The following is a 24,848-nucleotide window of genomic DNA, read 5'->3' as shown; positions in this document are numbered from 1 at the left end:
AAGACAGCATACGTATACGCAAGCCGATGCAGGCATGATTTCGCCGCAAGAATGTTTGACTAAACAATCGGAATATCAGGCTTTTAAAAACAGATTCAGTGTCAGCCTGCCGCTGCGGGGATCGGCATCGGGCGTGAAATCATCGCGAAGCGCGGCGCAATGAAGCGTGTTGCCGCGATAGGCAATCATCCGGTTCGCCGCGCCCGCCACCCGGAGCGTTCGCGTGAAGATGGGCGAGTCTGCCCCGATATAGCTGGCGGGCGGAATGCCATGTTGCGCGGTGGCCGCCTCCAGTTCCGCCAGGTAGCAATCGTAGCGCGAACCATCGACGCTTTCGTAGCCGGTCGAGCACTGCCGATAGAAGGCCGTACCGCACGCGCTGTCGTCCGACAGGAACAGCAATACGGCAAGTCGCTCGGGTTCGGTCCCGTCGAAATGCGGCAGGCGCTGGATTGGCGCAAGTTCGCCAGGCGCCTTGGTGACGAGGCTGAGGTAGCACTCGAAATAGGCCGGTTCGCGCTCCAGGCCGAAGGTTTCGCACATTTTCGGCAGCAACGGCTCCACCAGCGGCATGGCGATTTTCGCCGATACGGGCGCACGCAGTCCCGGATAGAACGGTCCGATCGAACGATAGCTGTGCCTTGCGGCAATTTTGCGCACCAGCGCCAGGTCGGCGAGTGCGCCATCCACCTGCAACAGCGGCTGCGCTTCCTCGCCGAAATGCGAGACAGTCAGGCCGTACGTGGGCGAAAGGGCTAGCGGGGACTGGGACATCGATGGTACGGAAGAATTACCACGGCCTGCATGCAAGTATGCAGGTGTGTTTGCAATCGTCCGGGCGCACCAGAAAGCCTTTTCCAACCGAGAGAAAAGACAAGGAGCTAGCGCGGCGGGAGAGGACATGGGACGCGCAGCTACTGGTCGACCGACCAGCTTCGATATCGCATATCTTGCCGGGGTGTCGCAGCCCACCGTCAGCCGCGCCTTGCGTGGCGACAAGTCAGTCAGCGAGAAGACGCGCGCGCGGATCAAGCAGATTGCGCAGGACCTCAACTATACGGTCGACAAGAACGCCTCTTCGTTGCGCTCGCAACGCTCCAATACCATCGCCCTGCTGTTCTTCGAGGACCCGACGCCTGACGAGTCCATGATCAACCCGTTCTTCCTCGCGATGCTGGGATCGATCACACGCGCCTGCGCCAATCACGGGCTGGACCTGCTCATCTCGTTCCAGCGGATGGAAGATGATTGGCACGTGCAATACCAGGACAGCCACCGCGCAGACGGGCTCATCCTATTGGGCTATGGCGACTATACGCTCTACCGGGAACGGCTCGACCAGCTGGAGCGGCAGGGTACGCATTTCGCGCGTTGGGGCTCGGTCACCAGCGACAGCTCGGGCTCGACCATTGGCTCGGACAATTTCGGCGCAGGCAAGCTGGCAGGTGCACACCTTGTCGAGCAGGGGCGGCGCAAGCTCGCCTTCCTTGGCCATGCGGACGAGCACTACCCCGAATTCGCGCAGCGCTATCGCGGCATGTGCCAGGCACTGAAGGATGCGGGGCTGACGCCCGATAGCTCGCTGCAATACGATGCCATCACCACCGAGGAAGCCGGCCATGCGGCCATGCAGAACCTGATCGAGAGTGGACAGGAATTCGATGGCATCTTCGCTGCCAGTGACCTGATCGCCATCGGCGCGATGCGCGCCTTGGCCGAGGCGGGCCTGCGCGTGCCCGAAGATGTGGCGATGGTGGGTTTCGACGATATCCCAGCCGCCAGCCTCACCACCCCGCCGCTGACGACCATCATGCAGGACATCAAGGGTGCCGGTGAGCGGCTCGTCGAAACCCTGCTGGCCAAGGTGGAGGACCGCGAAGGGCCGGACAATCGCCTGCCGACCAGGCTGATCGTGCGCGCCAGCAGCGGTGCCTGCCCTCCCGTTCCACCAGCGCCTGCACCGCCGAAACCGCCCAAGCAGCCAACCGCCTGAGCAGTCCTGCACATTCGTATGCGTGTTGTCGGCTGGACGCATTCGTGCCAGCCCCTTCGCATTGACGCAGGACGGCCACAGACCTTCCGCGCAATGGGAAGGAACACGAAGGATGGAAAAACCGCGTCAGAGTTTCTGGGGCCTGTGGAACATTAGCTTCGGCTTTTTCGGCATCCAGATCGGCTTCGCGCTGCAAAATTCGAACATGAGCCGCGTGTTCCAGACCTTGGGCGCGAGCATGGACGACTTGCCCGCACTATGGGTTGCCGCGCCGCTGACCGGGCTGATCGTGCAACCGATCATCGGCCACCTTTCGGATCGAACATGGAACCGCCTGGGCCGTCGCCGACCCTATTTCCTGACCGGCGCGATCTTCGCGGCGATTGCGCTCTTCGTTATGCCGCTCGCCCCGGCTTTCGGAGCACCACTGCTGTTTGCAGCCGCCATGCTGTGGGTCCTCGATGCCAGCCTGAACGTCTCCATGGAGCCGTTCCGCGCCTTCGTGGGCGACATGCTGCACACCGACCAGCACAGCGCAGGCTATGCCGTGCAGACGGCCTTTATCGGCGCGGGCGCGGTTGTCGGATCGATCTTCCCTTACCTGCTGGAACATCTGGGCGTCGCCAATATCGCGCCGGATGGCGGCATTCCCGATACGGTGAAATGGAGTTTCTGGGCGGGGAGCGCGGCACTGCTGCTGGCGGTGCTGTGGACCGTTGTGACCATCAGGGAATACAGCCCCGAAGAACAGGCCGCCTTTGCCGGGGTTGAAGCGGTGGAGGACGGCGAGCCCGCCCGCCTGCTTGCCGCCAAGAGCTACATGTCCAGCATGGTCTGGCTCGTGGCCGGTGCAGTCGTGCTGGCCGCAGTGCAGCTGTTCGCGCTGGAGAAGGAGCTCTTCCTGCTTGGCGCGCTGCTGGCCATTTACGGCCTGCTGTCCGCCATTGCCATCGGCCTCGCACGGCAGGGACGGACGACCAACATGCTCTCCAGCATCGTTGGTGATTTTTCCGGCATGCCCGAAGTGATGAAGCGGCTGGCGGTCGTGCAGTTCTTCAGCTGGTCGGCGCTGTTCATCATGTGGATCAACACCACGCCCGTGGTGACGCAATATGTCTTTGGCAGCACCGACACCACGAGCGCCGCCTATAACGAAGGCGCGAACTGGGTGAACCTGCTGTTCACGGTCTACAATGGCGTGGCCGCGATTGCCGCGCTGGTGCTGTTGCCGTGGTTCAGCCGCAAGTTCGGACAGGTGCTGACGCACTCGATCTGCCTGACGCTGGGCGCCATCGGCTTCCTGATGTTCTTCTTCGTGCGCGATGCCCAGGCACTGCTGCTGGCCGAAGTGGGCATCGGCATCGCCTGGGCCAGCATCCTTGCCATGCCCTACGCCATCCTCGCCTCGAACCTGCCGCAGAAGAAGCTCGGCATTTACATGGGGCTGTTCAACATCTTCATCGTCGTGCCGCAGCTGCTGGTCGCGACGGTCATGGGGCAGATCATGTTGTGGCTATTCCCCGGCGAGCCCGTGTGGACGATGTTGTTCGCCGCAATCGTCTGGCTGATTTCCGCCGCCGCCATGCTGCGCGTGCAGGCCGTCCTGCCCTCGGCCAATCAAGGGATTTCCCATGCGTAAACTCGCCCTCGCGCTATCCCCGCTGCTGCTCGCAGCCTGCAACCAGGCCGACACTGCTACCAGCGATCCCTGGGAGCTGCAGCCCTACGTGCAGATCGAGGCGCCCGAATGGACGCGCGACGCCGTGCTGTATCAGATCAACACGCGCCAATTCACGCCCGAGGGCACCTTTGCCGCCGCCGAGCGGGAGCTGCCGCGGCTCAAGGAACTGGGCGTCGATATCCTGTGGCTGATGCCCATCCACCCGATTGGCGCAGTGAACCGCAAGGGCACGCTGGGCAGCCCCTATTCGGTGCAGGACTATTACGCGGTGAACCCCGAATTCGGCAGCGAGGAGGATCTGAGGAGCTTCATCGATGCGGCCCACGAACAGGGCTTTCATGTGATCCTCGACCTCGTCGCCAACCATACGGCGTGGGACAACCAGCTCGCGACCGACCACCCGGACTGGTACGAAAAGACCTGGGACGGCCAATTCCGCCCCACACCCTGGTGGGACTGGTCCGACATCATCGATCTCGACTGGTCGCAGCCCGGCGTGCGCAAGCATGTCGGCGAGGCGATGGAAATGTGGGTACGCGACTACGGCGTCGATGGCTTCCGCGCCGACGTGGCGGGCTATGTCCCGGTCGATTTCTGGGAAACCATGCGCGCCCGGCTCGATACCATTCGCCCGGTCTTCATGCTCGGCGAGGTACAGCAATCGAGCTACCACCGCGCCGCCTTCGATGCGACCTATGGCTGGGACTGGCACCACACGTCAAAGCGCATTGCCGCAGGCGCAGCGGATGCCACCGGCCTGTTCGGATACTACGCAGAACATGAAAGCCTGTGGCCGCGTGAGGCCATGCGACTGACCTATATCGAGAACCACGACAGCAATGCGTGGGAAGGCACCATCTACGAGAATTACGGCCCGGCGCTGGACGCAATGACCGCGCTTGCCTTCACCCACCAGGGCCTGCCGATGGTCCATAACGGGCAGGAAACCTGCAACGCCAAACGGCTGGAGTTCTTCGAGAAGGACCCGATCGACTGGAGCCAGGGCGAAGGCTGCGCATACGGCCAGCTATTGGCGGACCTGATTGCCTTCCGCGATGCCAACCCCGCGCTGGCCAACGGCAAGTGGGGTGCCATCATGAGCCAGGTCGTCAATGACAAGCCGCAGCAGCTGTTCGGCTGGGTGCGCCAGCAGGATGGCAACAAGGTGCTGGGCCTGTTCAACCTGTCCGGCAAGCCCGTGGAGGCTACGTTGGCCGATGGGTTGGCGGCCGGTGCCTATACCGAGTTCCAGACCGGCGGTGAGGTGACCATCGCGGCTGGCGATACGGTGAGCCTGCCTGCGTGGGGCTATCGCCTGCTGTCGAGCGGCGGCGAGTAACCCACGCGGCTGCTCGCCCCTCCTGCCGCGGATGCCTTGCTGTGCGACCGACCGCGTTCGCCCGCACCGGCTTTTTCGGCGCGCAGGATGTTTTCCGTGTTCACCGTCCATTCGGAGCACCCTGGAGAGGCAGCGCAGTAGGCCCGAACGACAAGACGCCGGGGATGGTCGGTTTGCCATCCCCGGCGTCCCCTATGCGGCTAGCCGATACTACGGATACATCGATCTGAACTTGCGATCAGAACGTATATCCCAGCCTTAGCATATAGGTGCGACCCGAAGTGGTCGTGCCGTAGAGGCGGTCGGCTGTGTCCGAATATTGTTCGACCGCTTCGTCGGTGATGTTCAGCACGCTCAAGTTGGCCTTCAGATTGTCCGTGATCGCGTAGTGGCTCGTGAAATCGACGAAGTTCGATCCATGGAAACCGCGCTCGTTCTCGTCCGTGTTCCCGGACTGGACCTGCGAGATGTAGCCGCTGCGATAGGCCGTCGACACGCGCATTCCCCAGCGCTCGGCCTCGTAGTAGAGGGTCACGTTCGCAGTGTGGTTCGAAAGGCCCGGGAAGCCCTTGTACTCCGCCAGCCCGGTGCCGCCGACATTCTCATACAGCGTCTCGCCGTCGGCATAGGTGTAGTTGGCGATGATGCCGAGCTTGTCGAACGGGGCCGGCAGGAAATCGAAGTCATGCCGCAGGCCCACTTCGAAGCCCTTTACCGTGCTGTCATTGACGTTTGCAGGCCGGTTGAACTGGAAGATCGTGTCTGCCGTCTGCGGATTGCCAGCACCATCGACGTCGCCGAGCAGCGAGAGCGGATAGCCGGTATCGCCATAACGCACATCGACCGAGGATGAGCCGACGATGTCGGTGATATCCTTGTAGAAGAAGGCTGCCGACAGATAGCCACCTTCGGGGAAGTAGTATTCCGCGCCCAGTTCGAAGTTCCAGGACTTCATCGGCCGCAGGTCCGGATTGCCGGCCGAGATGGTCAGGTCTCCGCCGCTGCTGGCATCGCTGTTCACGCGGCCCGCGACATTCAGCGAGCCAAGCGCCACTCGCGTCAGGTTCTTGCCGGCACTTGCCCGCAGCACCAGCTCGTCGGTGACATCCCATGCGAGGTTGAGAGTGGGCAGGAAGCCGTCATAGCTCCGCTCGATGGAAACGGGTGTATCGCCCACATGGCCTTCCGACGTGATCTGAGTATCATAGTAGCGCACGCCGATATTGCTGCGCAGCGAACCCTGCCCCAGCGGAATGTCCTGCAGGTCGAACAGCGCATAACCGGCCATGGTCTCTTCGATGACGACATGCTTCCTGTCCGGCTCCGGCAGGTAGCGCTCGATGCCCATGCGCCGGTAGACTTCCAGCACGTCCACGCTCAGCCACTCCGCGCCGGTGGCATCGCTCACGAAGGTGACATCCGGATCGACGGTGCCGTCGACCGACCCATCGTTGAAGCCCGCCTTGTTGATGTTCTCGTTTTCCACGACGCTGTATTCGTTGCGGTAACGCTTGAAGCTCGCGCCGAAACGCAGGGCGATGAGCGGATCGAAGCTGTAGTCGAAGTCCAGCTTCGCCGTATCGAACCGGTTTTCGATCTGCGGCTGCCAGATGTCGAGATCGGAGTAGGTGTAGCGGGTCGGATCAAGCGTATCGAAGTGATAGGTGTTGAGGCCGGTGAAGCCCTGGGTGAAGTCGAGCGTCATGTCGCCGCGCGTGACCATGTACACCTTCGCGCTGTTGTCGATGAAAGTCGTCTCTTCCCGACCTGCCAGACCGCTCATGTGGAAACTGTCCGAAAGCTGCCAGTCGGCGTTGAAGACCAGCTGTTCGATGGTGGAATCCGCATCCTCCACCTTGCTCTCCGAAGCCAGCGTGGTGTTGAGCAGCGAATAATAGGTGACGTGGTTCTGGCTGTTGAATTCCAGTTCGGTCACGCTCGCGCATTCGATCTCGCCGAAAAGCTGGTAGCAGCCCATGCCGGTCGAGGTGCCGGTCGCGTGCTGGATGTGGAATTCGTCGCGATTGGCGTTCAGCTCGCCATACAGGCCGTCAATGCCAAGGCGCAGGCCATCGGTGGGCTGCCATTGCAGCGCGATCGTTGCGCCCAGGCGCTCTGTGTCGCTGTCGAAGATGATCGGGCGCGCGCCGCGGGGGAACCACAGCTGCTTGTCCTCGATCAGGTCCTGCGTGGCCTGCGGAAGCGCGGAGATGTCCGCATTCTGCGAATCCACGCGGCGCCAGCGGACCGTGTCATAGCCGGTTTCGGATACGTCGCGGCGGCTGTAGGCGACCGAAGCGAGCAACCCGAAATCGCCCCAGTTATTGCTGATCAGCGCGGCAAAACGCTTGCCGATCGTGTCGACATTGTCGTTTGCCACGCCTTGTGCGCTGAATGCGGCCTGGAAGCCGTCATAGTCGAAAGGCCGCGCCGTCGTCAGCGCCACCGTGCCGGCCAGGCCGCCTTCGTCGAGTTCCGCCGAATAGGTCTTGTAGACATCGACCCGGTTGAACAATTCCGAGGCGAAGATGTTGTAGTCGAAACCGCGGGTACGGCTGACCGAACCGCGCGAGTCCATGGCCGATGAGGTGGTGGCCAGCGCTTCCATCCCGTTCAGCGTCACCTGCGTGAAATCGGGCCCGAGACCGCGCAGCTGGATCTGCCGCCCCTCCCCCGCTTCGCGCGTGATGGTGATGCCCGGGATACGCTGGAGCGCATCGGCAAGGTTATGTTCGGGGAAGGCCGCAATATCCTCCGCCAGGATCGTTTCACGCGTCCCGGTTGTCTCCTTCTTGATCTCCTCCGCCCTGTTCAGGCTGTCCTTGTAACCGGTGACGACGATCGTTCCGCCGGCGACGGCCTGATCGGCAGCATATGCGCTCTCATCCTCAGCCTCGTTCGCGTAAGCGACGCTGCCAAAGCCCGTATGCAGAGCGATTGCGACCAAACTGGCCCCTTTGAAATACCTCATTATTACCCCCTGTTCATTAGACGCGTTGACACACCCCCAAATCACCACCCGGCGAAATGAGAACCGTCACTTTTTTACCTTTGAAATTCAGACTTTTATTTCTTCAATTGATCACAATGAAATTATGTTTCTTGTGAAATATTCATAGTCCATATCAATCTGATATCCGTCGACACCGAGCCCGCGCGCATAGGCAAGGTCCGCCTGGCCCTGAGCGATCGGGTCCTCCTCCAGGTAATGCAGCAGGTTGACCGTCACGATCACATCCACGCCCACCCGGCGAAAACCGGCGATGTCCACGGCACGGAAATCCAAGGGATGATCGAAGGCGAAATACCGTGCGGGATCCCCGCCCTCCCCGATCACTTCCCGCTCGAATTCGGCAAAGGACTTGCGCCACTTCACCTTCGCGGGGCTGCCGATCCGTTCGATCACCGGGCCGCTGCCGATCAGCAGCGCCCCTTCTGCAAGGCCATGGCGGTGCAGCGACGCATTCACGCTTTCCGCAAAGGCGGGGAGGAGCAGGTCCGGCGTCTCCTTCACGTCCACCATCAGGTGCATCTGCCCGGCGGCGCACTCCCGGGCAAAGGTATCGAAGCTCGGCACGACCTCCGGGCTCACACGCTCATGGAGCTGATCCAGCGTGACCTCGTTGATATTGACGTCCACGCCGGTTGTTCGCGCAAGATTGCCATCGTGGAGGCAAACCGCCTGCCCGTCGCGGGTGCAACGGACATCGACTTCCACATGGGTGTAGCTCCGCCTCATGGCCTCGCGCAGTGCGGGGAGCGAGTTTTCGGTCCGCGTCCGGTCAACCACGCCGCCGCGATGCGCGATCAGGTAGGGCTTGCGCGGCCGCGTGACATTCGCTGCGGGAGCAGCCGCCAGCGCAGCCGACGGATTGAGCAAGGCAGGCGCCGCCATGCCGCCCATCGCCATCATGCAACCGCGCCGGGAAATCTGTCCGAGCTTCATTAAACCGATCCCACCATCCATCCGGAAGGGACGAGCCGCTTCCATTCGCAGGGCTGGCTAGATCGGCATGATGAAAGCTATGTGACATTACTGTGGTATTCGCATCGAATAATTTGCATGTTTGTCGAATAGGAAGCAGTATCCACATTATTCCACATAAAACGAGGATTTCGGATGATTTCGCAAAGCAGGCGCCAAGAGATCATGTCGCATCTCGAACAGCGCCGAAGCTGTTCGATCGCCGAGCTGGCAGAGGCTTTTGGCGTGTCCGGAGAAACAATCCGCCGCGATATCAAGGCCATGGAAAATGACGGCCAGGTGGAGAAGCTGCATGGAGGAGTCCGGATTCGCGAGAATCCGCTCGAAACGAGCTATCTCCGGCGTCTGAAGGACAATCAGCAAGCGAAAGAATCGATCGGCGCCGCCGCCGCCTCGCTCGTCGAGGATGGAATGACGGTCCTCATCGATTCGGGCACGACGTCCTACTACGCAGCGGAACACCTGCGGGCGGCCAACGCGCTCTCGGTTGTCACGAACTCGCTGCTCGTTGCCCGGCAGATGGCTCTCATCGGCAACAATCGCGTGTTTTTCACCGGTGGCGAGATCAACCCCTACTACCTGTCCGCCTTCGGGAATGAGGCAATCAGCCAGGCGGTCAAATATGCGCCCGAGATCGCCTTCTTCTCGATCGGCGCGATCGACCCGGCGCGCGGCGGGCTGGATTTCGACATGGACGAGGCGAAGTTCAAACGGGCCATGGCTCCCATGGCCCGCAAGGTCATCGTCCTTGCGGATTCGAGCAAGATCGGAAAGGGCGGGCTGGTGCACACCTTCCATCTCGACCAGATCGATACGATCATAACCGACAAGATGCCGCCGCCCGAAATCCGCTCCGCCCTGGGTGCGGTGCGTATCCTCATCGCGGAGTAAGGCTGCTTCGTTCCGGCTCGGCATTGCGAAGTGAATGTCCTGGCGTGTGCCCGACCAATCGCGCCCTGAAATAGAGCATCGCCAGAAACAGCAGGACGAAGCCGAAGCCGGCGGTCGCGTAGGAAGCGAGGATCAGGAAATCCACCCAGGCAAGGTCGAGATTGCCAAACGATTTCAGCAGCACCAGCGCCACCGAACCCGCATAGCCGCTCGCGTCCGCAACATAGATCAGGAATCCTGCGGTCGCGACAGCCTGGGTATTGGCAATCATGCGGTCGAACAGCATGGCGCTGAACGGCGTGTAGCCGAGATAGAGGCCGGTGCCGAGAAGCATCATCCACACGAGCGGTGACAGGATGTGGCTCTCGAACAGCAGCGTGGACAGGGTGATCATGACCAGTCCGGTCGCGATCAGCAGGAAATTGGCGACGAGGGCGATGAAGTTGTCCTTGATGAGGACGAGCGCAGCCAGCGCGACCAGCACAATCACCGCGCCGGGGATTTCGGACAGGGCAAAGACGCTGGCGCTATCGCCATACCCGAGCCCCTCCCAAATCTCGGCCGCGAAATTGTCGCGAAAATCGCGCAATGCGGTGAGCATCACATAGAGGACGATCAGCGCAGCAAAGCCCGGCGCGTAGGCGCGCAACAATGCCCGCCGCGCCGCCCGGTTCATCGGCGCACGGTGCCTGCGGGCTATCCTGTCCGCGTGATCGGGTTCGGGCATGCAGGCCAGCCCGCCCACGCAGATCATGAGTAGCGGCGCAAAGACGAGGCCGGTCAGCGCAGGCATGGAATAGGCATCGGCGAGACCCGCGTTCATGGTCCACTTGCCCACCGATCTCACCACGCCGGAAGCGATGATGAAGCTGGCGCACAGGATGGCGCCAAGTACTTCCGACAGGCGCCGTCCTTCCAGAAACCCGAAGACGAGCCCCCAGATCATGCCAAGGGGCAGGCCATTCAGGAACAGGAAGGCCGCATTGTAGGGAGGCGGCACCAGCCAGAAGCCGACAAGCGCTCCCTCCGCCGCCAGAACGCACACCAAAATGGACGCTGCGCGCCTGTTGGGCGTGACCTCCGACACAACACGAATGCCGATCACCTTGGACAGGGCATATCCAACGATCTGCGCTAGAACGAGGATGATCTTGTAGTCGATCTCCCATCCCGCCACCGGCTCGAACGTCGCCGCAGTGAAGGGCTTGCGGTAAGCATACATGGCAAAATAGGTGCCGAACGCCATCCCCCCTCCGTAGAGGGCGAAGACAGCCGGATGCGCTTCGGCGAGCTTGCGCCTCAGCCAGTCCTCACCTGTCCGTAAACCGTTCTGCCAAGATCCCATGACCGCCCCCTGCCTGGTCGGCCTCCCCCGCTTCCTTGCTTGCAGCATGAATATGACAGGTGTTCGGACGGCAGGGCTGAGGGCCCCTACTCGATCTCCGCCTCGAAATAGGCGTCGGACCAACTTTCCCAATTCGTGGTTCCGTCACGGAAGCGCATCCAGCTGCGGAACTGGCCGGGGCGCCTTTGGTCGAGCTCGATCACGCGACCGCCCCTCGCCCGGTCATTCGTGATGTCCTCTGGCGGCGTGTGCGGATAGCCGTAATAGCCGACCACGCCGACCTGCCCCAGCATCACGCCACGATACTTGCCGAGGTAATTGTTCACATGGTCGTGGCCGCAGAAGATGCCCATTACGTCGCCGCGATCGAGGACGGCGGCGAACATGCCGCTGTTGATGCGCGAGGGGGATTCCGTCTCATGGCGTTCACCAATGACCTTCCTGCTCAGGATCATCTCCTGGAATTCGGGCAGGGGGATGTGGAAGAACATGAGGCCGGGAATCCGGCGTCCGTAATGCTGTTCCAGCACTGCGGACCGCGACCAGTACCAGCCAACCTGGTCCGTGCGGATCCATTCGTAGCGGATCGAGCGGTCCGGGTGACCTTCTCCCGAATCGATCAGCCACAGCGCATTGACCAGCTCCCGACCTTCGGAATCCCAGAGCAGGAGATCCTTGTTCCCCGCGCCCGAAATTCCCCGCTGCCAGCCGCCATTCCGGTTGAAGGGATAGCTCTCGTAATATTCGAAGACCTGCTCGCGCGTCACACCGGTGCGGGCGAAATGCTCCTGGTCGTGATTGCCGAGGACGATGGCCCACGGCACCTGCTTGTTTTCCATCGCGGTCGCGACATTGCGAACAGCCGCCTCGACATCGGCGGGCGTGTCGCAGCGATCGCCGGAAATGTTGTCCCCCGTCGCAATCACGAGGTCGGGTTTCTCGATATCGATCAGCTTTTCCGTCAGCGCGATCCCGTCGGCATCCGGCTCGGGAATGTAGTGCATGTCGCTGACGACGAGCAGCTTGAACTTGCCGTCAGGGCGAAAGCGAAGTGCATTCTCGTCCGGCGACGAGGTGCTCGCGTCGAACAGGTTCGCAGCGGGTTGGGCGCGGACCATGGCGCTCGAAGCCAGCAGGGTGCCAGCGGTCAAAAAGGTACGACGTTTCACGAAATGAGCCCTCTCGATCAATGAGCGCCCGGGAAGGCGCAAATGGAGGGGCCACTCCGTTTCACAGCTTCATGACAGAAATTTTTCGCCGCGCGGTTTTCTTGGCGGCCTGCGGAAGGTTCCGCGCTGTCTGGGCCATCGAGCGCCTGATCCATCCGCTCTGGGCCAGCCGTAAACCAGATCTGTGCGTTTGGTTGCGGCTCCCGGCGTATCGGATTCGGACCACGCACCTGTAGGTGGCGTACATATTTTCAAAATTTTGCTCTTTGCTGGGCATTGTGGCATTCACTCGCCCAACATGGGCGACGTCGCGAGGATCAAGTGGAAACCGTATCGACCCTGGATCGGGGTGAGACGACCGACCGTATTGCGCAATCGGTCATCGAAACGCTCGCATCGCACGGGGTGAGCCGGCTGACGCATCGCCGCGTTGCCGCGACCGGCGGCATTTCGCTTTCGACCACCACCTATCACTTCCGCACCAAGCAGGAGATGGTGGATCATGCATCGCACCTGCTGCTGGAAAGCTATGTCGCGCGGTTTCAGGCGATCGCGCGCGAATGCGAAGGCGGGCAACGGCAGCCGGAGACGCTGGCCGACCTGTCGCTGAAAATCCTGCGCAACGCCGCCGGGAAGAACCGCTCCGCGGCACTGGCATGGGGAGAGATCATGCTGGATTTCGCCCGGACGGAAGGCGGCCGATCCAGCGCGTCCACGTGGTACGCACAGCTGGAAACTGCCTGGGTGCAAGTGGCCCGGGCTTTCGGTGAAGAGCATGATGAGCTGCGCATAGCTTCCATGATCGACCTCACCGTGGGCCTGCTGTTTTTCACCCGCGCGCTGGGGCTGGACGAAGCGCAGATCGAAGCCGTGGCGAACGGGCAGGACCTGCATCGCGAATGGAAGCTGGATGCGGCAACGGAGCCTTCGGATGCATCGCTACCGCCACCTCAGACCGACAAGGCGAAGGCCACCCGTGAGCAGATCCTTCAGGCAGCGGTAGACCTGTTGATCGCAGGAGGCACCGGCGCCGTCGGCTATTCGGCGATTGCGCGCAAGTCGGGCGTTTCCATGACCGCGCCTGCCTATCACTTCGGGAGCATTTCCGGCCTGCTCAAGCAGGCACAGAAGCACATGTTCGCCCAATCCAAGGACCGCTACCGGGCGGCCCTGTCCGGATCGCATGGCAACGGCTTGTCCGTGGAGGAACTGGCGGACGTCACGGCGGCGATTTTCATTCGCGAGGCAACCCAGTTTTCCGCGCAATCGCTCGCCCATTATTCGATCTGGCTGGAAGCGGCCCGCGACGACGATCTTCGCCCGGACGTGGCCTCCGCGATCGGTGACCAGGTGGTCGGATGGTCCCGTCGCCTTGCAACGATCTCCGGCTCCAGCCCGCATAATGCGATCCTGTGCCAGGCCATGTTCGTGGGCGCGCTTGTCCGTGCGCTGGCCACCGGCGCGCCGACCGAAATGCTCGCCCGGACCCGGGCGCAGTTCCTCTGGCTATTCACCCGCATCAGGGGAACGGAGGGCTCTAGTACACTTTTTCAAAAATTGTTGACCGACCCACACTGATCGCCCAGACATGTGGCCATATCGGGGAAACGATTCCCTGCAGCGCCAACGGGAGGTCACAAGCGAATGCATATCGAGCGGCACGTCAGCGAGGGCATTCTCGTGCTCGAATTTGCCAATCCCCCGCTCAACACGCTGTCGGTTGGCAATGGCCTGGTAGGTGAGTTGCTGGCCTCCGTCTCCGACGCGATCGCCGACAGCACGGTTGAAGCCATCATCCTCACCGGTGCCGGGGGCAATTTCTGCGCGGGCGCGGACATCAAGGATTTCGACGGGCCAGAGGGACAGATCGGCCTGCTCAGGGAGCTGCTCGACCGGGTCGAAAGCTCTCCCAAGCCGGTGATCGCGGCCATTGACGGTTTCTGCTTCGGCGGCGGGCTGGAACTGGCGCTGGCCGCCCATCACCGCATCGCCACGCATGATGCGCGCTTCGCCTTTCCGGAGATCAACCTTGGCTTGCTACCCGGTGCAGGCGGCACGCAGCGCGCGCCGCGCCTTGCCGGGGCAGCCAGGGCGCTTGGCCTGATGCTCGATGGCAAGCCGATCAAGGCGGAGGCGGCGGTCGCGATGGGCCTTGTCGACCGGTTGTCCGATGGCGATCCGGTGGAAGCGGGCAAACCACTGTTCCAGTCCGGCGAATTTGGCCTGCCCAGGCGAGCCAGCGAACTCCCTCCCCCTGCCGACCTGGCAGACGCGATCGCCGAAGCGCGCGAGAAGGGGCTGCCGACAGAAGCGGCAAGGCAGATCGTCGCCTGCGTGGAAGCCATCGCATCACGCAGCTTCGCCGAAGGGCTGGCACTGGAAGCGGAACGCTTCGCCGCGCTGATGGCATCGACGGAATCGAAAGCGCTTCGCCATGGCTTCTTCGGCAGGCGCACCGTACGCAACCTGCCTGGGGTACCCAAGGGGACAGGCCAGCAGGTCGAGCGTGTCACGATCATCGGCGGCGGGTTGATGGGTACCGGCATCGCGCTGGCCGTGCTTTCCGCAGGACTTCCGGTCGCTCTGGTCGAACCGCGCGAAGATGGGCGCGAGAAGGCGCGCGACGCGATCGCGCGGACCATCGTGCGCAACGTCCATAAGGGCCGCCTGTCCGAAGAGGCGGCCGACCGCCAGCTGGGCGCGCTACGGATCGTGGGGAAGTTGTCCGAAGCTAGCGATGCCGACCTGTTTATCGAGGCGGTTTTCGAGGACATGGCGGTGAAGCGCCAGGTCTTCGAAGAGCTTGACCGCCTCGCCGGACCCAATGCCATCCTTGGCAGCAACACCTCGACGCTCGACTTGGATGCCATCGCCGCATGCACCTCGCGCCCCGAACGGGTGGTTGGCCTGCACTTCTTCAGCCCGGCGAATATCATGCGCCTGCTGGAAGTGGTGCGCGGCGCGAAGACCTCTCCCGACGTGCTGCAAAGCGCAATGGGTTTCGCCAAGGCATTGGGCAAAACGGCGGTCGTCGCCGGCAATTGCGATGGCTTCATCGGCAATCGCATTTTCGAGGAATATCTCCGCCAGGCATGGTTCCTGCTGGAAGAAGGCGCCCTGCCCACGCAAGTGGACCAGGCGCTGGAGAAGTTCGGTTTCGCCATGGGGCCGTGCCGGGTGATGGACCTCGCCGGACAGGATATCGGCTGGAGCATCCGCAAGCGCCGCGCGGTGGAACAGCCCGACCGCCCCTATTCCAAGATACCCGACCAGGTGTGCAAGCTCGGCCGTTTCGGCCAGAAAACCGGGGCGGGCATGTATCTCTATCCCGATGGCCGCACGCCGGAGCCGGATCCGGCGATCACCGACCTCATCATCGCGGAATCGGGCCGCCTCGGCATCGAGAGGCGCACAATCGCCGACAGCGAAATCGTCGAGCGTTGCGTGCTGGCGATGGTGAACGAAGGCGCGCGCATCCTTGAAGAGGGCGTAGCCTATCGCCCGGTCGATATCGATGTCGTATTCCTCGACGGATACGGCTTTCCCGCCCTGCGCGGCGGACCGATGTTTTATGCCGACACGCTGGGGCTGGACACGGTGCTGGCCAGGATCCGCCACTATGCGGACCAAAGGCATGGCTGGGCGTGGGAGCCCTCCCCCCTGCTGGTGAAGCTGGCCGAAAGCGGCGGCACATTTTCGGAGTTGAACGCGAAATGACGCAACTGACCAAACTGTTCGACCTGACCGGGCGCGTCGCGCTCATTTCCGGCGGCTCGCGCGGGCTCGGCTTCCAGATTGCCGAGGCGCTGGGCGAATATGGCGCCAAGGTCGCGTTGGTCGCCCGCAAGCAGCATGAGCTGGACGAGGCCGTGGCGAAGCTCGCCGAACAAGGGATCGAGGCGAAGGCCATCGCCGCGGACCTGCTCGATCCGGCCAACGCGCCAGACGTCTGCAAACAGGCGATGGATGCCTTCGGAAGGATGGACGTGCTGGTGAACAGTGCGGGCGCGACCTGGGGCGCGAAGGCGGAGGATTATCCGCTCGATGGCTGGAACAAGGTGATCGGCCTTAGCCTTTCCAGCATCTTCCACCTGACGCAGGCGGCGGCCAATGCGGCCTTCCTGCCGCAGGGCAAGGGTGCGGTGCTCAATGTCGCATCGGTTGCCGCCTATGTCGGCCATTTGCCCAACCGTCCCGGTACCGTCGCCTATAACGCGGCCAAGGGCGGCGTCGTCAGCATGACACGTGCGCTCGCTGCCGAATGGGGACCGCGCAATATCCGCGTGAACTCGCTCGCCCCCGGCTTCTTCCCGTCCAGGATGACCGACGGCACTTTGGCCGAATATGGCAAGGAGATCGTCGAACAGACCCCGCTCGGCAGGCTTGGCGGTGATGACGACCTGAAAGGCGCGGCGCTGCTGCTGTCCGGCGATGCCGGTGCGCATATCACCGGGCAGACGCTCATCGTGGATGGCGGCGCCACGATCATCTGATGGCGGAGGCGACCGACAAGCTCCTGTCGCGCCGGGATGTGCAGTTCTGCCTGCATGACTGGCTGAATATCGGCGAGACGACCGATGCCGAAACGGTGGATGCGATCATCGACCTGTCGGCACGTTTGGCGGAGGAGCACTTCCTCAGCCACTACAAGGCCTCCGATACGCATGAACCCAGCCTCGATGCGGACGGCGTGCATATCCTGCCGCAGATCGGCGAGGCCCTGGGGCATTATGCGGATGCGGGCCTGTTCGCCGCAGGCTTCGCGGAGGAGCTGGGCGGTTTCGACCTGCCATTCCTCGCCTGCGCCGCCTCCTTTGCGCATTTCGCCGCGGCCAATGTGGCGACGGCGGCCTATCCCATGCTGACAGCGGCCAATGCACGGTTGATCGCGGCTTTCGGGTCGCCTGCGCAGGTCGAGGCCTTCGCCCGTCCGCAGATCGCCGGCGAATGGTTCGGCACCATGTGCCTGTCCGAGCCGCAGGCGGGGTCCAGCCTGGCGGAGATCAGGACGCGCGCGCAGCCCGATGGCGAGGACGAGCTGGGCCAGCGCTATCGCCTGCAGGGCAACAAGATGTGGATCTCTGGCGGGGACCAGGATGTGAGCGGGAATATCGTCCACCTCGTGCTCGCCAAGGTGCCGGGCATTGACGGCAAGCTGCCCGATGGCACTGCGGGCCTGTCGCTCTTCATCGCGCCCAAGATCCTGCCCGATGGCGCGCGTAACGATGTTTCGGTCGCCGGCCTCAACCACAAGATGGGTTATCGTGGCACGGCCAATTGCCTGCTCAATTTCGGCGAGAATAACGGCGCAATCGGGTGGCTGGTCGGCCAGCCGGGCGAAGGGCTGCGGCAGATGTTCATGATGATGAACGAGGCGCGCATTTCGGTGGGCCTTGGCGCGGCGGCGCTCGGCTATCGCTCTTACCTCCTCTCCCTGCAATATGCGCAGGAACGGCTGCAAGGCCGCCCCATGGGCGTGCGAGATGGGGAGCCGGTGGCGATCATCCACCACCCCGACGTGCGGCGCATGCTGCTGTCGCAAAAGGCCTATGCCGAGGGTTCGCTGGCCCTGTGCCTCTATTGCGCGAAGCTGGTTGACGCGCATGGCGATCCGGACAGCACAGCCCTGCTGGACCTGCTGACGCCCATCGCCAAGACATGGCCTTCCGAATATGGCCTCGCCGCCAATGACATCGCGATCCAGATCCATGGCGGATATGGCTACACGCGCGAATTCCATGTCGAGCAATTGTGGCGCGACAACCGGCTGAACCCGATCCACGAAGGCACGACCGGGATCCAGGCGATGGACCTGCTTGGCCGCAAGATCCTGCGCGATGGCAGCGCCCTGCCCTTACTGAAAGCAAAGCTGGAAGCGGCAGCCAAACGCGCCGAAAGCATCGAGGAACTGCGCGGGCTGGCGCCATCCATGCTACAGGCATGGTCGGCCATCGAAGCGTGCCTGCAACAGCTCTCCGACCGCCCCGCCGAACGCGCTTTCGACAATGCGACGCCGTTCCTCTGGGCGTTCGGCCATGTGGTATTGGGCTGGATCTGGCTGGAACAAGCCGTCACCGCCGCAAGGCTGGACAGGTCGGCAGAGACGCAGGCGCATTTCGCCGAAGGAAAGATCCGCGCCTGCCGTCATTTCTTCGACAGCGAGCTGCCCAAAGTGGCCGCTTGGCTCTGCGCAGTGGAAGCGGGCAGCGACACCGCCGCGACGGCACCCATAGAGACATTCTGAAAACAGGAAGAAGCAGCATGACCAATAGCGACATCTACATCCTCTCGGCAAAGCGCACCGCCATCGGCACATTCGGCGGCACGCTCAAGGATTTCGAGCCAGCAGATCTGGGCGCGGTGGCCGCACGCGCCGCCATCGCCGAAGCAGGTATCGAAGCGGGCGCGATCGGCAATGTCGTGTTCGGCATGGTCCTGCCCACCCAGCCGCGCGATGCCTATCTGGCGCGCATTATCGGCATGAATGCGGGCCTGCCGGTGGAGGTGCCCGCCATGACGATCAACCGCCTGTGCGGCTCCGGTCTGCAGGCGATCCTGACCGCCGCCCATTCGATCACCGTCGGCGATGCGGAGATTGCGCTCGCGGGCGGCGCCGAAGTGATGAGCCGCGCACCCTATTACGCGCCTTCGGTCCGCTGGGGCGCGAAGATGGGCGATGCCATGCTGGTCGACGGGCTGAACGGCGGCCTGACCGATCCCTTCAACAACGGGCTGATGGGCGTGACGGCGGAGAATGTTGCCGACCGCTATGACATCTCCCGCGAATTGCAGGACGAGGTCGCGGCCGAAAGCCACCGCCGCGCCGCCCAGGCGATCGCGGAGGGCCGCTTCACCAGCCAGATCGCCCCGGTGGAGGTGCGCCAGCGCAAGCAGACGATCAGCTTCGAAGTTGACGAGCATGTCCGCGCCGAAACCACGGCAGAAGGCCTGTCCGGCCTGCGCACCATTTTCCGCAAGGATGGCGGCAGCGTGACGGCGGGCAATGCCTCGGGCATCAATGATGGCGCAGCGGCCGTGATCCTCGCCAGTGAGAGCGCGGTGAAGAAGCACGGGTTGAAGCCGATGGCGCGCCTCGTGTCATGGGGCCATGCGGGCGTGGACCCAGCCTATATGGGCATCGGACCGGTCCCCGCAACGCGCCAGGCACTGGAACGCGCCGGGCTTACGGTCGGCGATCTCGACCTGGTGGAATCGAACGAGGCATTCGCCGCGCAGGCCTGCGCCGTGGCCAAGGAGCTCGGCTTCGACCCAGAAAAGACCAATCCCAATGGCAGCGGCATTTCGCTGGGCCATCCGGTCGGCGCGACCGGCGCGATCAACACCACCAAGCTGGTGCATGAGCTGCACCGCACTTCCGGCAAGCACGGACTCGCCACCATGTGCATTGGCGGCGGGCAGGGTATCGCAGCGATCTTTGAAAGGGTTTGATGCCCGCCATCTTCGGGCGCGGGGGTCCTACCCGCGCTCGAAGATCGGCCCGGTAAAACCGGCCCTCTCCAGCTCGCATTCGGCCTGCTTGAAGCCGTATTCGGGCACGATCTCGCCCGTGCGGTCCATCACGCGATCCCAGTTCGCGACGACCTGCGCCCCGGCATCTTCGCCACCTCCCGCATAAAAGCCTTCGGTCAGCGTGACATGCGATGCGGCGAAATTGCCCGCACCTGCGCACATGATCGCGCGCGTCGGTGCATCTTCACCCACCAGTGCCAGCAGACCGGGGCTAACCAACGCGGGATCGAGCGCGGCCAGCGCCCCATCCACCATCAGTCCCTTGGTCATCGGCGTCGCCGCCGTGGGCGCGAGCGAGTTGACACGGATATTGTATTTCGCCCCTTCGATGGCGAGCGTTTGCATCAGGCCGACCACCGCCATCTTGGCCGCGCCGTAATTGGCCTGGCCGAAATTGCCGAACAGGCCGGAGGAGGAGCTGGTCATCACGATACGGCCGTAAGCCTGCTGGCGCATCGTCTCCCACACCGCCTTGCAGCAATTGGTGGAGCCCATCAGGTGCACTTCGATCACCAGGCGGAAATCGGCGAGGTCCATCTTGGCGAAGCTCTTGTCGCGCAGGATGCCCGCATTGTTGACGAGGATATCGACACTGCCGAGGTCCTGCCTGGCCTTGGCGACCATCGCCTCCACGGCCTCGAATTCGGTCACCGAAGCGGCAAAGCCCATCGCCTTGCCACCAGCCGCGCGGATTTCCTCCGCCACGGCCGATGCCGAATCGTCCGACAGGTCGTTGACCACGACGCTCGCGCCCTTGCCGGCAAGGTAATGCGCGTGGGAGCGGCCCAATCCGCCACCGGCCCCGGTCACGATGGCGACGCGTCCCGCGAGTGGCTGTGATTGCTGGTTGCTCATGTCGATCCCCCGATATTCACTCACGCGATAGTGAGCCTTTTTTGTAAAGATGTACTACCGATAGCATCGCCGCGCGGAAAATGTCAGCTGGCAGCTGCTTTTTCGTCAGCTTTTTGCAGGCAGATTTCGCGGAAGCCCGCCGCCATGAAAGAGGCCATGCGTTCCTTCACCGCAGCATAGTCATCCGACCGGCACAGCCCGTCGGACAGCTTGTCGATACGCCCGGTCCGCGCCAGCGTCAGCATCAGTGCGCCGGTCACGAAATGATAGCCCCAGAAGATGTCCTCTTCGGATGCGCCGGGCAGGGCCTTCTTCAATATCTCGATCAGGCGATAGACCACCGGGTCGAAATATTTGTCCAGCATTTCCGCGCCTTCCGGGCCGTTCGACGCCCGCGCGCCGAATGCGCCGTAATTTTTCCAGCCCTCGCCGCCTTCGATATAGAGGTCGAGGTCGGTGTCGAGGAAGGCATGCAGCGCGCCTTCCAGCGTGGGCTTGCCGCCGCATTCCTTCTCGTAAGCATTGAGCGCATCCATGCGGCGCTTGCTGGTGATCGGGGCGCGGCGTCCGCACACCTCGTCAAACAGCGTCTGCTTGTCGGAGAAGTAGTAGTTCAGCAGCGTGTGATGCACGCCCACACGGTTGGCCACATCCTTCAGCGTGACGCCGTAAAGGCCCCGCTTGGAAAACAGATATTCGGCGGCATCGAGGATCTGCTCGATCATCGCCGCGCGCTGTTCCGCCTTGGTTGTCGGCTCGCGCGTCTTTGCTTTCCTGGCCACTATGCGGTCACCCCGTCTTGCATCAGCTTTCGCGCATGCAACAAGGGCGCCCTGCGTTTCAACCCCCCACATATTCTGCACGCAGTTTCATCTTGTCTATCTTGCCCGTCGGCGCCAGCGGCATTTGCACCAGGCGGACGATCTTTTCCGGGATCCACCAGGACTCCACAGCCTCCAGCAATGGGCTCAGCAGGTGTTCGTTGGTGACCTCCACACCCTTGCGCAGTTCGACGAAAAGCGCGGGCCTTTCACCCCATTTTTCATGCGGAACACCGATGACGGCGGCCATGGAAACTTCCGGCAGGGCCCCCACCCTTGCCTCTATCTCGGATGGATTGATCCACTCGCCGCCGGACTTGATCAGGTCCTTCGATCGGCCGGTGATCATGAGGTTGCCAAGCTCATCGATGCTGGCGAGGTCCCCGGTGGGGAACCAGCCATTGGCATCGGTGGCGCTTTCCTCATGTCCGAAATAGCGTTCCACGACCGCCGGGCCGCGTACGCGCAAGTGCCCTTCCTGGTTGCGCTGCGGCTCAAGCGGATTGCCCTCCGCATCGGTGATGAGCAGGTCGAGGCCGACATCGGGCCTGCCGCAAAGATCATAGGATCGCGTCTCGTCCCCGCGCGCAGCGACGGTTCCCACCGGGGAAAGCTCGGTCATGCCCCAGCTTGTCTGCACGATGACGCCCAGCCGCTCTTCCAGCCGGCGCATCAGATCGGGCGGCATTTGCGCGCCGCCGACCATGATGCGTTCGAGAGAGGGCAGTTCCATGCCCGTCGCCTCGACATGATCGAGCAGACCGACCCACACCGTCGGAACGCCGACGGCGATGGTGACCTCCTCCTCCTGGATCATGCGGGCGATCTCCGCCCCGCCCGCCTGCCGTGCGGGGAAGACCAGCTTCGCGCCCACCGCGGGGCCGGAATAGAGCAGGCCCCAGGCATTGGCGTGGAACATCGGCACCATGGTGAGGATGGAGTCGCGCCGCGACGGCCCCATCACATCGACCTGCATGGCGCGCAAAGTGTGGAGGAAGCTGGAGCGGTGCGTATAGGTCACGCCCTTGGGCGCGCCCGTCGTTCCCGAGGTGAAGCACAGCCCGCTTTTGGTGCGCTCATCGAAATCGCCCCATTCGACCGGATCGCCCGGCGCTTGCACCGCAGGATCGAGCGCCAGCAGTGGCGGCATGGTTTCGTCCCATTTTCCATCCGGAACAGGCCCGTCCACGACAAGCACTGCCGCCAGTGTCGGTGCATGCTGGACGATTTCGTTCGCCAGGCCGACGCAATCGGAGGAGACGATCAGCACCTTCGCCTCCGACTGGGCGACCATGGCTCCCAGTTGCGCGCCCCTCAGGCGCGGGTTGAGCGTGTGGCACACGGCGCCCATGCCGATGATGCCGTACCACGCCTCCATATGCGCCTGCGTATTCCAGGCTAGCGTGGCGACCCGATCGCCAAGCGTAACGCCGAGGGCGCGCAGCTGTCCGGAGATCGCGCGGGCGCGCTGTTCGAGATCGCGATAGGTCACACGTTGCGAAGGTCCCTCCGCCTGCGCAGTGACGACTTCGGCATGGCCGTGCCACTTCGCCGCATGGCGCAGGAACTTGTCCAGCGTCAGCTCGAAATCCTGCATTTCACCGTCGATCATTGGCACCCCCGCCCGGCAGGCGGGATGACTGGCGATGCCAGCCCCGTATTCCAGCCCCAGAGGATATCGCCCGCCATCTTGCGGCGGCACACGCTGGCTTCATGCAATTCGAACATGCCGGGAAACAAGCGTGCGACCATGCGTGGTTCGTCCTCGAACACCATGAAGGCGGTGCCCCGGCGATAGGGCAGCCAGTCCGGCTGGTCTTCCGATACGGGTACGCCGGTCCGGGCGAAGGATGCCCAGTAATCGCCCACCGCGCGGGTCAGCCGCGCTTCGGCAGCGCTGCGTTCCGGCTTGGGCCAGAGGCGCGGCGCACGGCCCATGGTCCCGAACACGTAGGGCAGCTCCGCCGCATGGAAAGCGTGGAGGCCGATGCTGTCGGCTTCCGGATAACCGTGATCCCACAGGTAGAGATAGGCGTCATGCCCCAGCAGCGACTGGCTGCGCGCCAACCTCTCGGACGTCCAGCCGTAAAGTGCGTCGCGCGTAGTGGCGAGCATGCTCTCCTCGATATCGGAGGAGGGATAGAGCCGCAGGAACTCCTCGGCGAGGTCACCATAGGCGGCGCGGATCCGCGTTTCGTAGTCTTCCGCATCCGCTGCCGGCTGCGGCAGCAGGTAACGCAGGCTGCGGATTTCGCCGGTGTTGAACCCGGCCATCAGCGGCACCGGTGCCTGCTCACCCGCAGTGAAGGTGTCGACCAGCTGCGCGGTCAGGAACTTGCCGTCCACCGCTCCCCATGGACCGTATCCGGCATCGATGGCCCGGCCGGTAATATCATGCGCATCGAGCACGCGCATCTCCGCGATGCTCGGTGCGCCCAAGGTTGCACCAATCGCCGTCCCCGCATCTTCGGCAGCTGGCCAGCCATGCGCGGCGCGGCTCAGTTCGGGAGTGGAAATCATGTAGGCGCTTTGAGCGATCGCCTTGTCGAACAAGCCGCGCGCCTCTGGCGAAGCGAGCAGGTACATCACGCTGAGCGCCCCGGCGGATTCGCCGGCAATGGTCACATTGCCCGCATCGCCACCGAAAGCGCCGATATTGCGCTCCACCCAGCGCAGTGCCTCGATCTGATCCTGCAATCCGTAATTGCCGGAAATGCCATCCGCCGATTCCGCGCTCAGCTCCGGATGGGCGAGGTAGCCGAGGATACCCACGCGGTAGTTGATAGAGACAACCACGATCCCGCGCTTCGCCAGTTCCGCCCCGTCATAGAGCGGCGCCGCGCTTGTGCCGGAAACCAGCGCGCCGCCATAGATCCATACGAAGACCGGCGCATTCTCCGCATCCTCCGGCGCCCAGATATTGAGCGAGAGGCAGTCCTCGCTCATTTCCTTGATGTCCCAGGAATAGATAGTGTTCTCGCTCACGCGCTGGATGCAGGAGGGGCCGAAATCCGCCGCATCGAAGCCTTCCGGCAGCCGCTCGAGAGCCTCGGGCGGCTTCCAGCGCATGTCCCCAACCGGCGCCTCGGCATAAGGAATACCCTTGAAGACGGAGAGATCACCCTCCGCCCTGCCGGTCACCTCGCCTACCGGCGCCTGCACCACCGGATTTCCCATCGCGGGAGGGCTGGCGCAGGCCGCGAGCATGGCGGCACAAAGACAAGAAATGGATCGTATCG

At 63.1% G+C, this 24,848-nt stretch carries 18 protein-coding genes; 9 read left to right on the top strand and 9 right to left on the bottom strand.

The window, feature by feature from the left end:
* Positions 1-75: 75 nt before the first annotated feature.
* A complete protein-coding gene (locus E5222_RS04550) occupies positions 76-774 on the bottom strand; it encodes a DUF6445 family protein (protein WP_136692927.1) in 699 nt (232 codons plus the stop codon).
* Between the two features lie 127 nt (positions 775-901).
* Between E5222_RS04550 and E5222_RS04545 the strand changes: the two genes are divergently transcribed.
* From E5222_RS04545 to E5222_RS04535, 3 genes are all read left to right on the top strand, one after another.
* Positions 902-1,993 carry a LacI family DNA-binding transcriptional regulator gene (locus E5222_RS04545; RefSeq protein ID WP_136692507.1) on the top strand — a complete coding sequence of 364 codons (1,092 nt, stop codon included), beginning with the start codon at positions 902-904 and terminating at the stop codon, positions 1,991-1,993.
* Between the two features lie 112 nt (positions 1,994-2,105).
* Positions 2,106-3,632 carry an MFS transporter gene (locus E5222_RS04540; protein WP_136692506.1) on the top strand — a complete coding sequence of 509 codons (1,527 nt, stop codon included), beginning with the start codon at positions 2,106-2,108 and terminating at the stop codon, positions 3,630-3,632.
* Positions 3,625-5,013, top strand: coding sequence for an alpha-amylase family glycosyl hydrolase (locus tag E5222_RS04535; protein WP_136692505.1), 1,389 nt, complete (start codon positions 3,625-3,627; stop codon positions 5,011-5,013). The genes E5222_RS04540 and E5222_RS04535 overlap by 8 nt, the downstream gene beginning before the upstream one ends.
* A 238-nt stretch (positions 5,014-5,251) precedes the next feature.
* On the opposite strand, the gene E5222_RS04530 is transcribed toward E5222_RS04535, so the two are convergent.
* Both E5222_RS04530 and E5222_RS04525 read right to left on the bottom strand, forming a co-directional pair.
* The gene (locus E5222_RS04530) at positions 5,252-7,960 is read right to left on the bottom strand and encodes a TonB-dependent receptor (protein ID WP_169053479.1); all 2,709 of its coding nucleotides are present in this window, start codon (positions 7,958-7,960) and stop codon (positions 5,252-5,254) included.
* Between the two features lie 135 nt (positions 7,961-8,095).
* Positions 8,096-8,959, bottom strand: a complete 864-nt coding sequence (locus E5222_RS04525; RefSeq protein ID WP_169053478.1) for a glycerophosphodiester phosphodiesterase — start codon at positions 8,957-8,959, stop codon at positions 8,096-8,098.
* A gap of 174 nt (positions 8,960-9,133) precedes the next feature.
* Between E5222_RS04525 and E5222_RS04520 the strand changes: the two genes are divergently transcribed.
* The gene (locus E5222_RS04520; RefSeq protein WP_136692502.1) at positions 9,134-9,889 is read left to right on the top strand and encodes a DeoR/GlpR family DNA-binding transcription regulator; all 756 of its coding nucleotides are present in this window, start codon (positions 9,134-9,136) and stop codon (positions 9,887-9,889) included.
* Here the strand turns inward: E5222_RS04520 and E5222_RS04515 are convergent.
* The gene (locus tag E5222_RS04515) at positions 9,876-11,234 is read right to left on the bottom strand and encodes a DUF5690 family protein (RefSeq protein WP_211196085.1); all 1,359 of its coding nucleotides are present in this window, start codon (positions 11,232-11,234) and stop codon (positions 9,876-9,878) included. The genes E5222_RS04520 and E5222_RS04515 overlap by 14 nt on opposite strands.
* Positions 11,235-11,320: 86 nt before the next feature.
* Positions 11,321-12,403: a metallophosphoesterase family protein gene (locus E5222_RS04510; protein ID WP_136692501.1), complete on the bottom strand. Its 1,083-nt coding sequence runs from the start codon at positions 12,401-12,403 to the stop codon at positions 11,321-11,323.
* Positions 12,404-12,724: 321 nt separating this feature from the next.
* On the opposite strand from E5222_RS04510, the gene E5222_RS04505 reads away from it, so the two are divergent.
* The 5 genes from E5222_RS04505 (at position 12,725) to bktB (ending at position 19,852) form a co-directional block, all read left to right on the top strand.
* The gene (locus tag E5222_RS04505) at positions 12,725-13,981 is read left to right on the top strand and encodes a TetR/AcrR family transcriptional regulator (RefSeq protein WP_136692500.1); all 1,257 of its coding nucleotides are present in this window, start codon (positions 12,725-12,727) and stop codon (positions 13,979-13,981) included.
* Positions 13,982-14,047: 66 nt separating this feature from the next.
* Positions 14,048-16,120, top strand: coding sequence for a 3-hydroxyacyl-CoA dehydrogenase NAD-binding domain-containing protein (locus tag E5222_RS04500; protein WP_136692499.1), 2,073 nt, complete (start codon positions 14,048-14,050; stop codon positions 16,118-16,120).
* Complete coding sequence (locus tag E5222_RS04495; RefSeq protein WP_136692498.1) at positions 16,117-16,896, top strand: SDR family oxidoreductase; 780 nt, start codon at positions 16,117-16,119, stop codon at positions 16,894-16,896. The genes E5222_RS04500 and E5222_RS04495 overlap by 4 nt, the downstream gene beginning before the upstream one ends.
* Complete coding sequence (locus E5222_RS04490; RefSeq protein WP_136692497.1) at positions 16,896-18,647, top strand: acyl-CoA dehydrogenase family protein; 1,752 nt, start codon at positions 16,896-16,898, stop codon at positions 18,645-18,647. The genes E5222_RS04495 and E5222_RS04490 overlap by 1 nt, the downstream gene beginning before the upstream one ends.
* A gap of 17 nt (positions 18,648-18,664) precedes the next feature.
* Complete coding sequence (gene bktB / locus E5222_RS04485; RefSeq protein WP_136692496.1) at positions 18,665-19,852, top strand: beta-ketothiolase BktB; 1,188 nt, start codon at positions 18,665-18,667, stop codon at positions 19,850-19,852.
* 27 nt (positions 19,853-19,879) lie between these two features.
* Here the strand turns inward: bktB and E5222_RS04480 are convergent, their stop codons facing one another.
* The 4 genes from E5222_RS04480 to E5222_RS04465 form a co-directional block, all read right to left on the bottom strand.
* On the bottom strand, positions 19,880-20,788 hold the full coding sequence (locus E5222_RS04480) for an SDR family NAD(P)-dependent oxidoreductase (RefSeq protein ID WP_136692926.1): 909 nt from the start codon (positions 20,786-20,788) through the stop codon (positions 19,880-19,882).
* An 83-nt stretch (positions 20,789-20,871) separates the two neighbouring features.
* Positions 20,872-21,570, bottom strand: a complete 699-nt coding sequence (locus E5222_RS04475) for a TetR/AcrR family transcriptional regulator (RefSeq protein WP_246021539.1) — start codon at positions 21,568-21,570, stop codon at positions 20,872-20,874.
* 58 nt (positions 21,571-21,628) lie between these two features.
* Entirely contained in the window at positions 21,629-23,221 is a 1,593-nt protein-coding gene (locus E5222_RS04470) for an AMP-binding protein (protein ID WP_136692495.1), read from the bottom strand.
* Positions 23,218-24,816 (bottom strand): carboxylesterase/lipase family protein, encoded by a 1,599-nt coding sequence (locus tag E5222_RS04465; RefSeq protein WP_246021538.1) that lies wholly within the window; start codon positions 24,814-24,816, stop codon positions 23,218-23,220. Before E5222_RS04465 ends, E5222_RS04470 begins: the two co-directional genes overlap by 4 nt.
* Between the last annotated feature and the right edge of the window lie 32 nt (positions 24,817-24,848).

It is taken from the genome of Alteraurantiacibacter aquimixticola, from assembly GCF_004965515.1.
Classification (GTDB): Bacteria; Pseudomonadota; Alphaproteobacteria; order Sphingomonadales; family Sphingomonadaceae; genus Alteraurantiacibacter; species Alteraurantiacibacter aquimixticola.
Note: the sequence above shows the minus strand (reverse complement) of the source record. Positions and strands in the feature narration are given on the sequence as shown.

Excerpts from the sequence above, each read along its gene's own strand:
- E5222_RS04550 (WP_136692927.1), bottom strand. The coding sequence starts at position 774 with ATGTCCCAGTCCCCGCTAGCCCTTTCGCCCACGTACGGCCTGACTGTC.
- E5222_RS04545 (WP_136692507.1), top strand. The coding sequence starts at position 902 with ATGGGACGCGCAGCTACTGGTCGACCGACCAGCTTCGATATCGCATAT.
- E5222_RS04540 (WP_136692506.1), top strand. The coding sequence starts at position 2,106 with ATGGAAAAACCGCGTCAGAGTTTCTGGGGCCTGTGGAACATTAGCTTC.
- E5222_RS04535 (WP_136692505.1), top strand. The coding sequence starts at position 3,625 with ATGCGTAAACTCGCCCTCGCGCTATCCCCGCTGCTGCTCGCAGCCTGC.
- E5222_RS04525 (WP_169053478.1), bottom strand. The coding sequence starts at position 8,959 with ATGAAGCTCGGACAGATTTCCCGGCGCGGTTGCATGATGGCGATGGGC.
- E5222_RS04520 (WP_136692502.1), top strand. The coding sequence starts at position 9,134 with ATGATTTCGCAAAGCAGGCGCCAAGAGATCATGTCGCATCTCGAACAG.
- E5222_RS04515 (WP_211196085.1), bottom strand. The coding sequence starts at position 11,234 with ATGGGATCTTGGCAGAACGGTTTACGGACAGGTGAGGACTGGCTGAGG.
- E5222_RS04500 (WP_136692499.1), top strand. The coding sequence starts at position 14,048 with ATGCATATCGAGCGGCACGTCAGCGAGGGCATTCTCGTGCTCGAATTT.
- E5222_RS04495 (WP_136692498.1), top strand. The coding sequence starts at position 16,117 with ATGACGCAACTGACCAAACTGTTCGACCTGACCGGGCGCGTCGCGCTC.
- E5222_RS04490 (WP_136692497.1), top strand. The coding sequence starts at position 16,896 with ATGGCGGAGGCGACCGACAAGCTCCTGTCGCGCCGGGATGTGCAGTTC.
- bktB (WP_136692496.1), top strand. The coding sequence starts at position 18,665 with ATGACCAATAGCGACATCTACATCCTCTCGGCAAAGCGCACCGCCATC.
- E5222_RS04480 (WP_136692926.1), bottom strand. The coding sequence starts at position 20,788 with ATGAGCAACCAGCAATCACAGCCACTCGCGGGACGCGTCGCCATCGTG.
- E5222_RS04470 (WP_136692495.1), bottom strand. The coding sequence starts at position 23,221 with ATGATCGACGGTGAAATGCAGGATTTCGAGCTGACGCTGGACAAGTTC.
- E5222_RS04465 (WP_246021538.1), bottom strand. The coding sequence starts at position 24,816 with ATGCTCGCGGCCTGCGCCAGCCCTCCCGCGATGGGAAATCCGGTGGTG.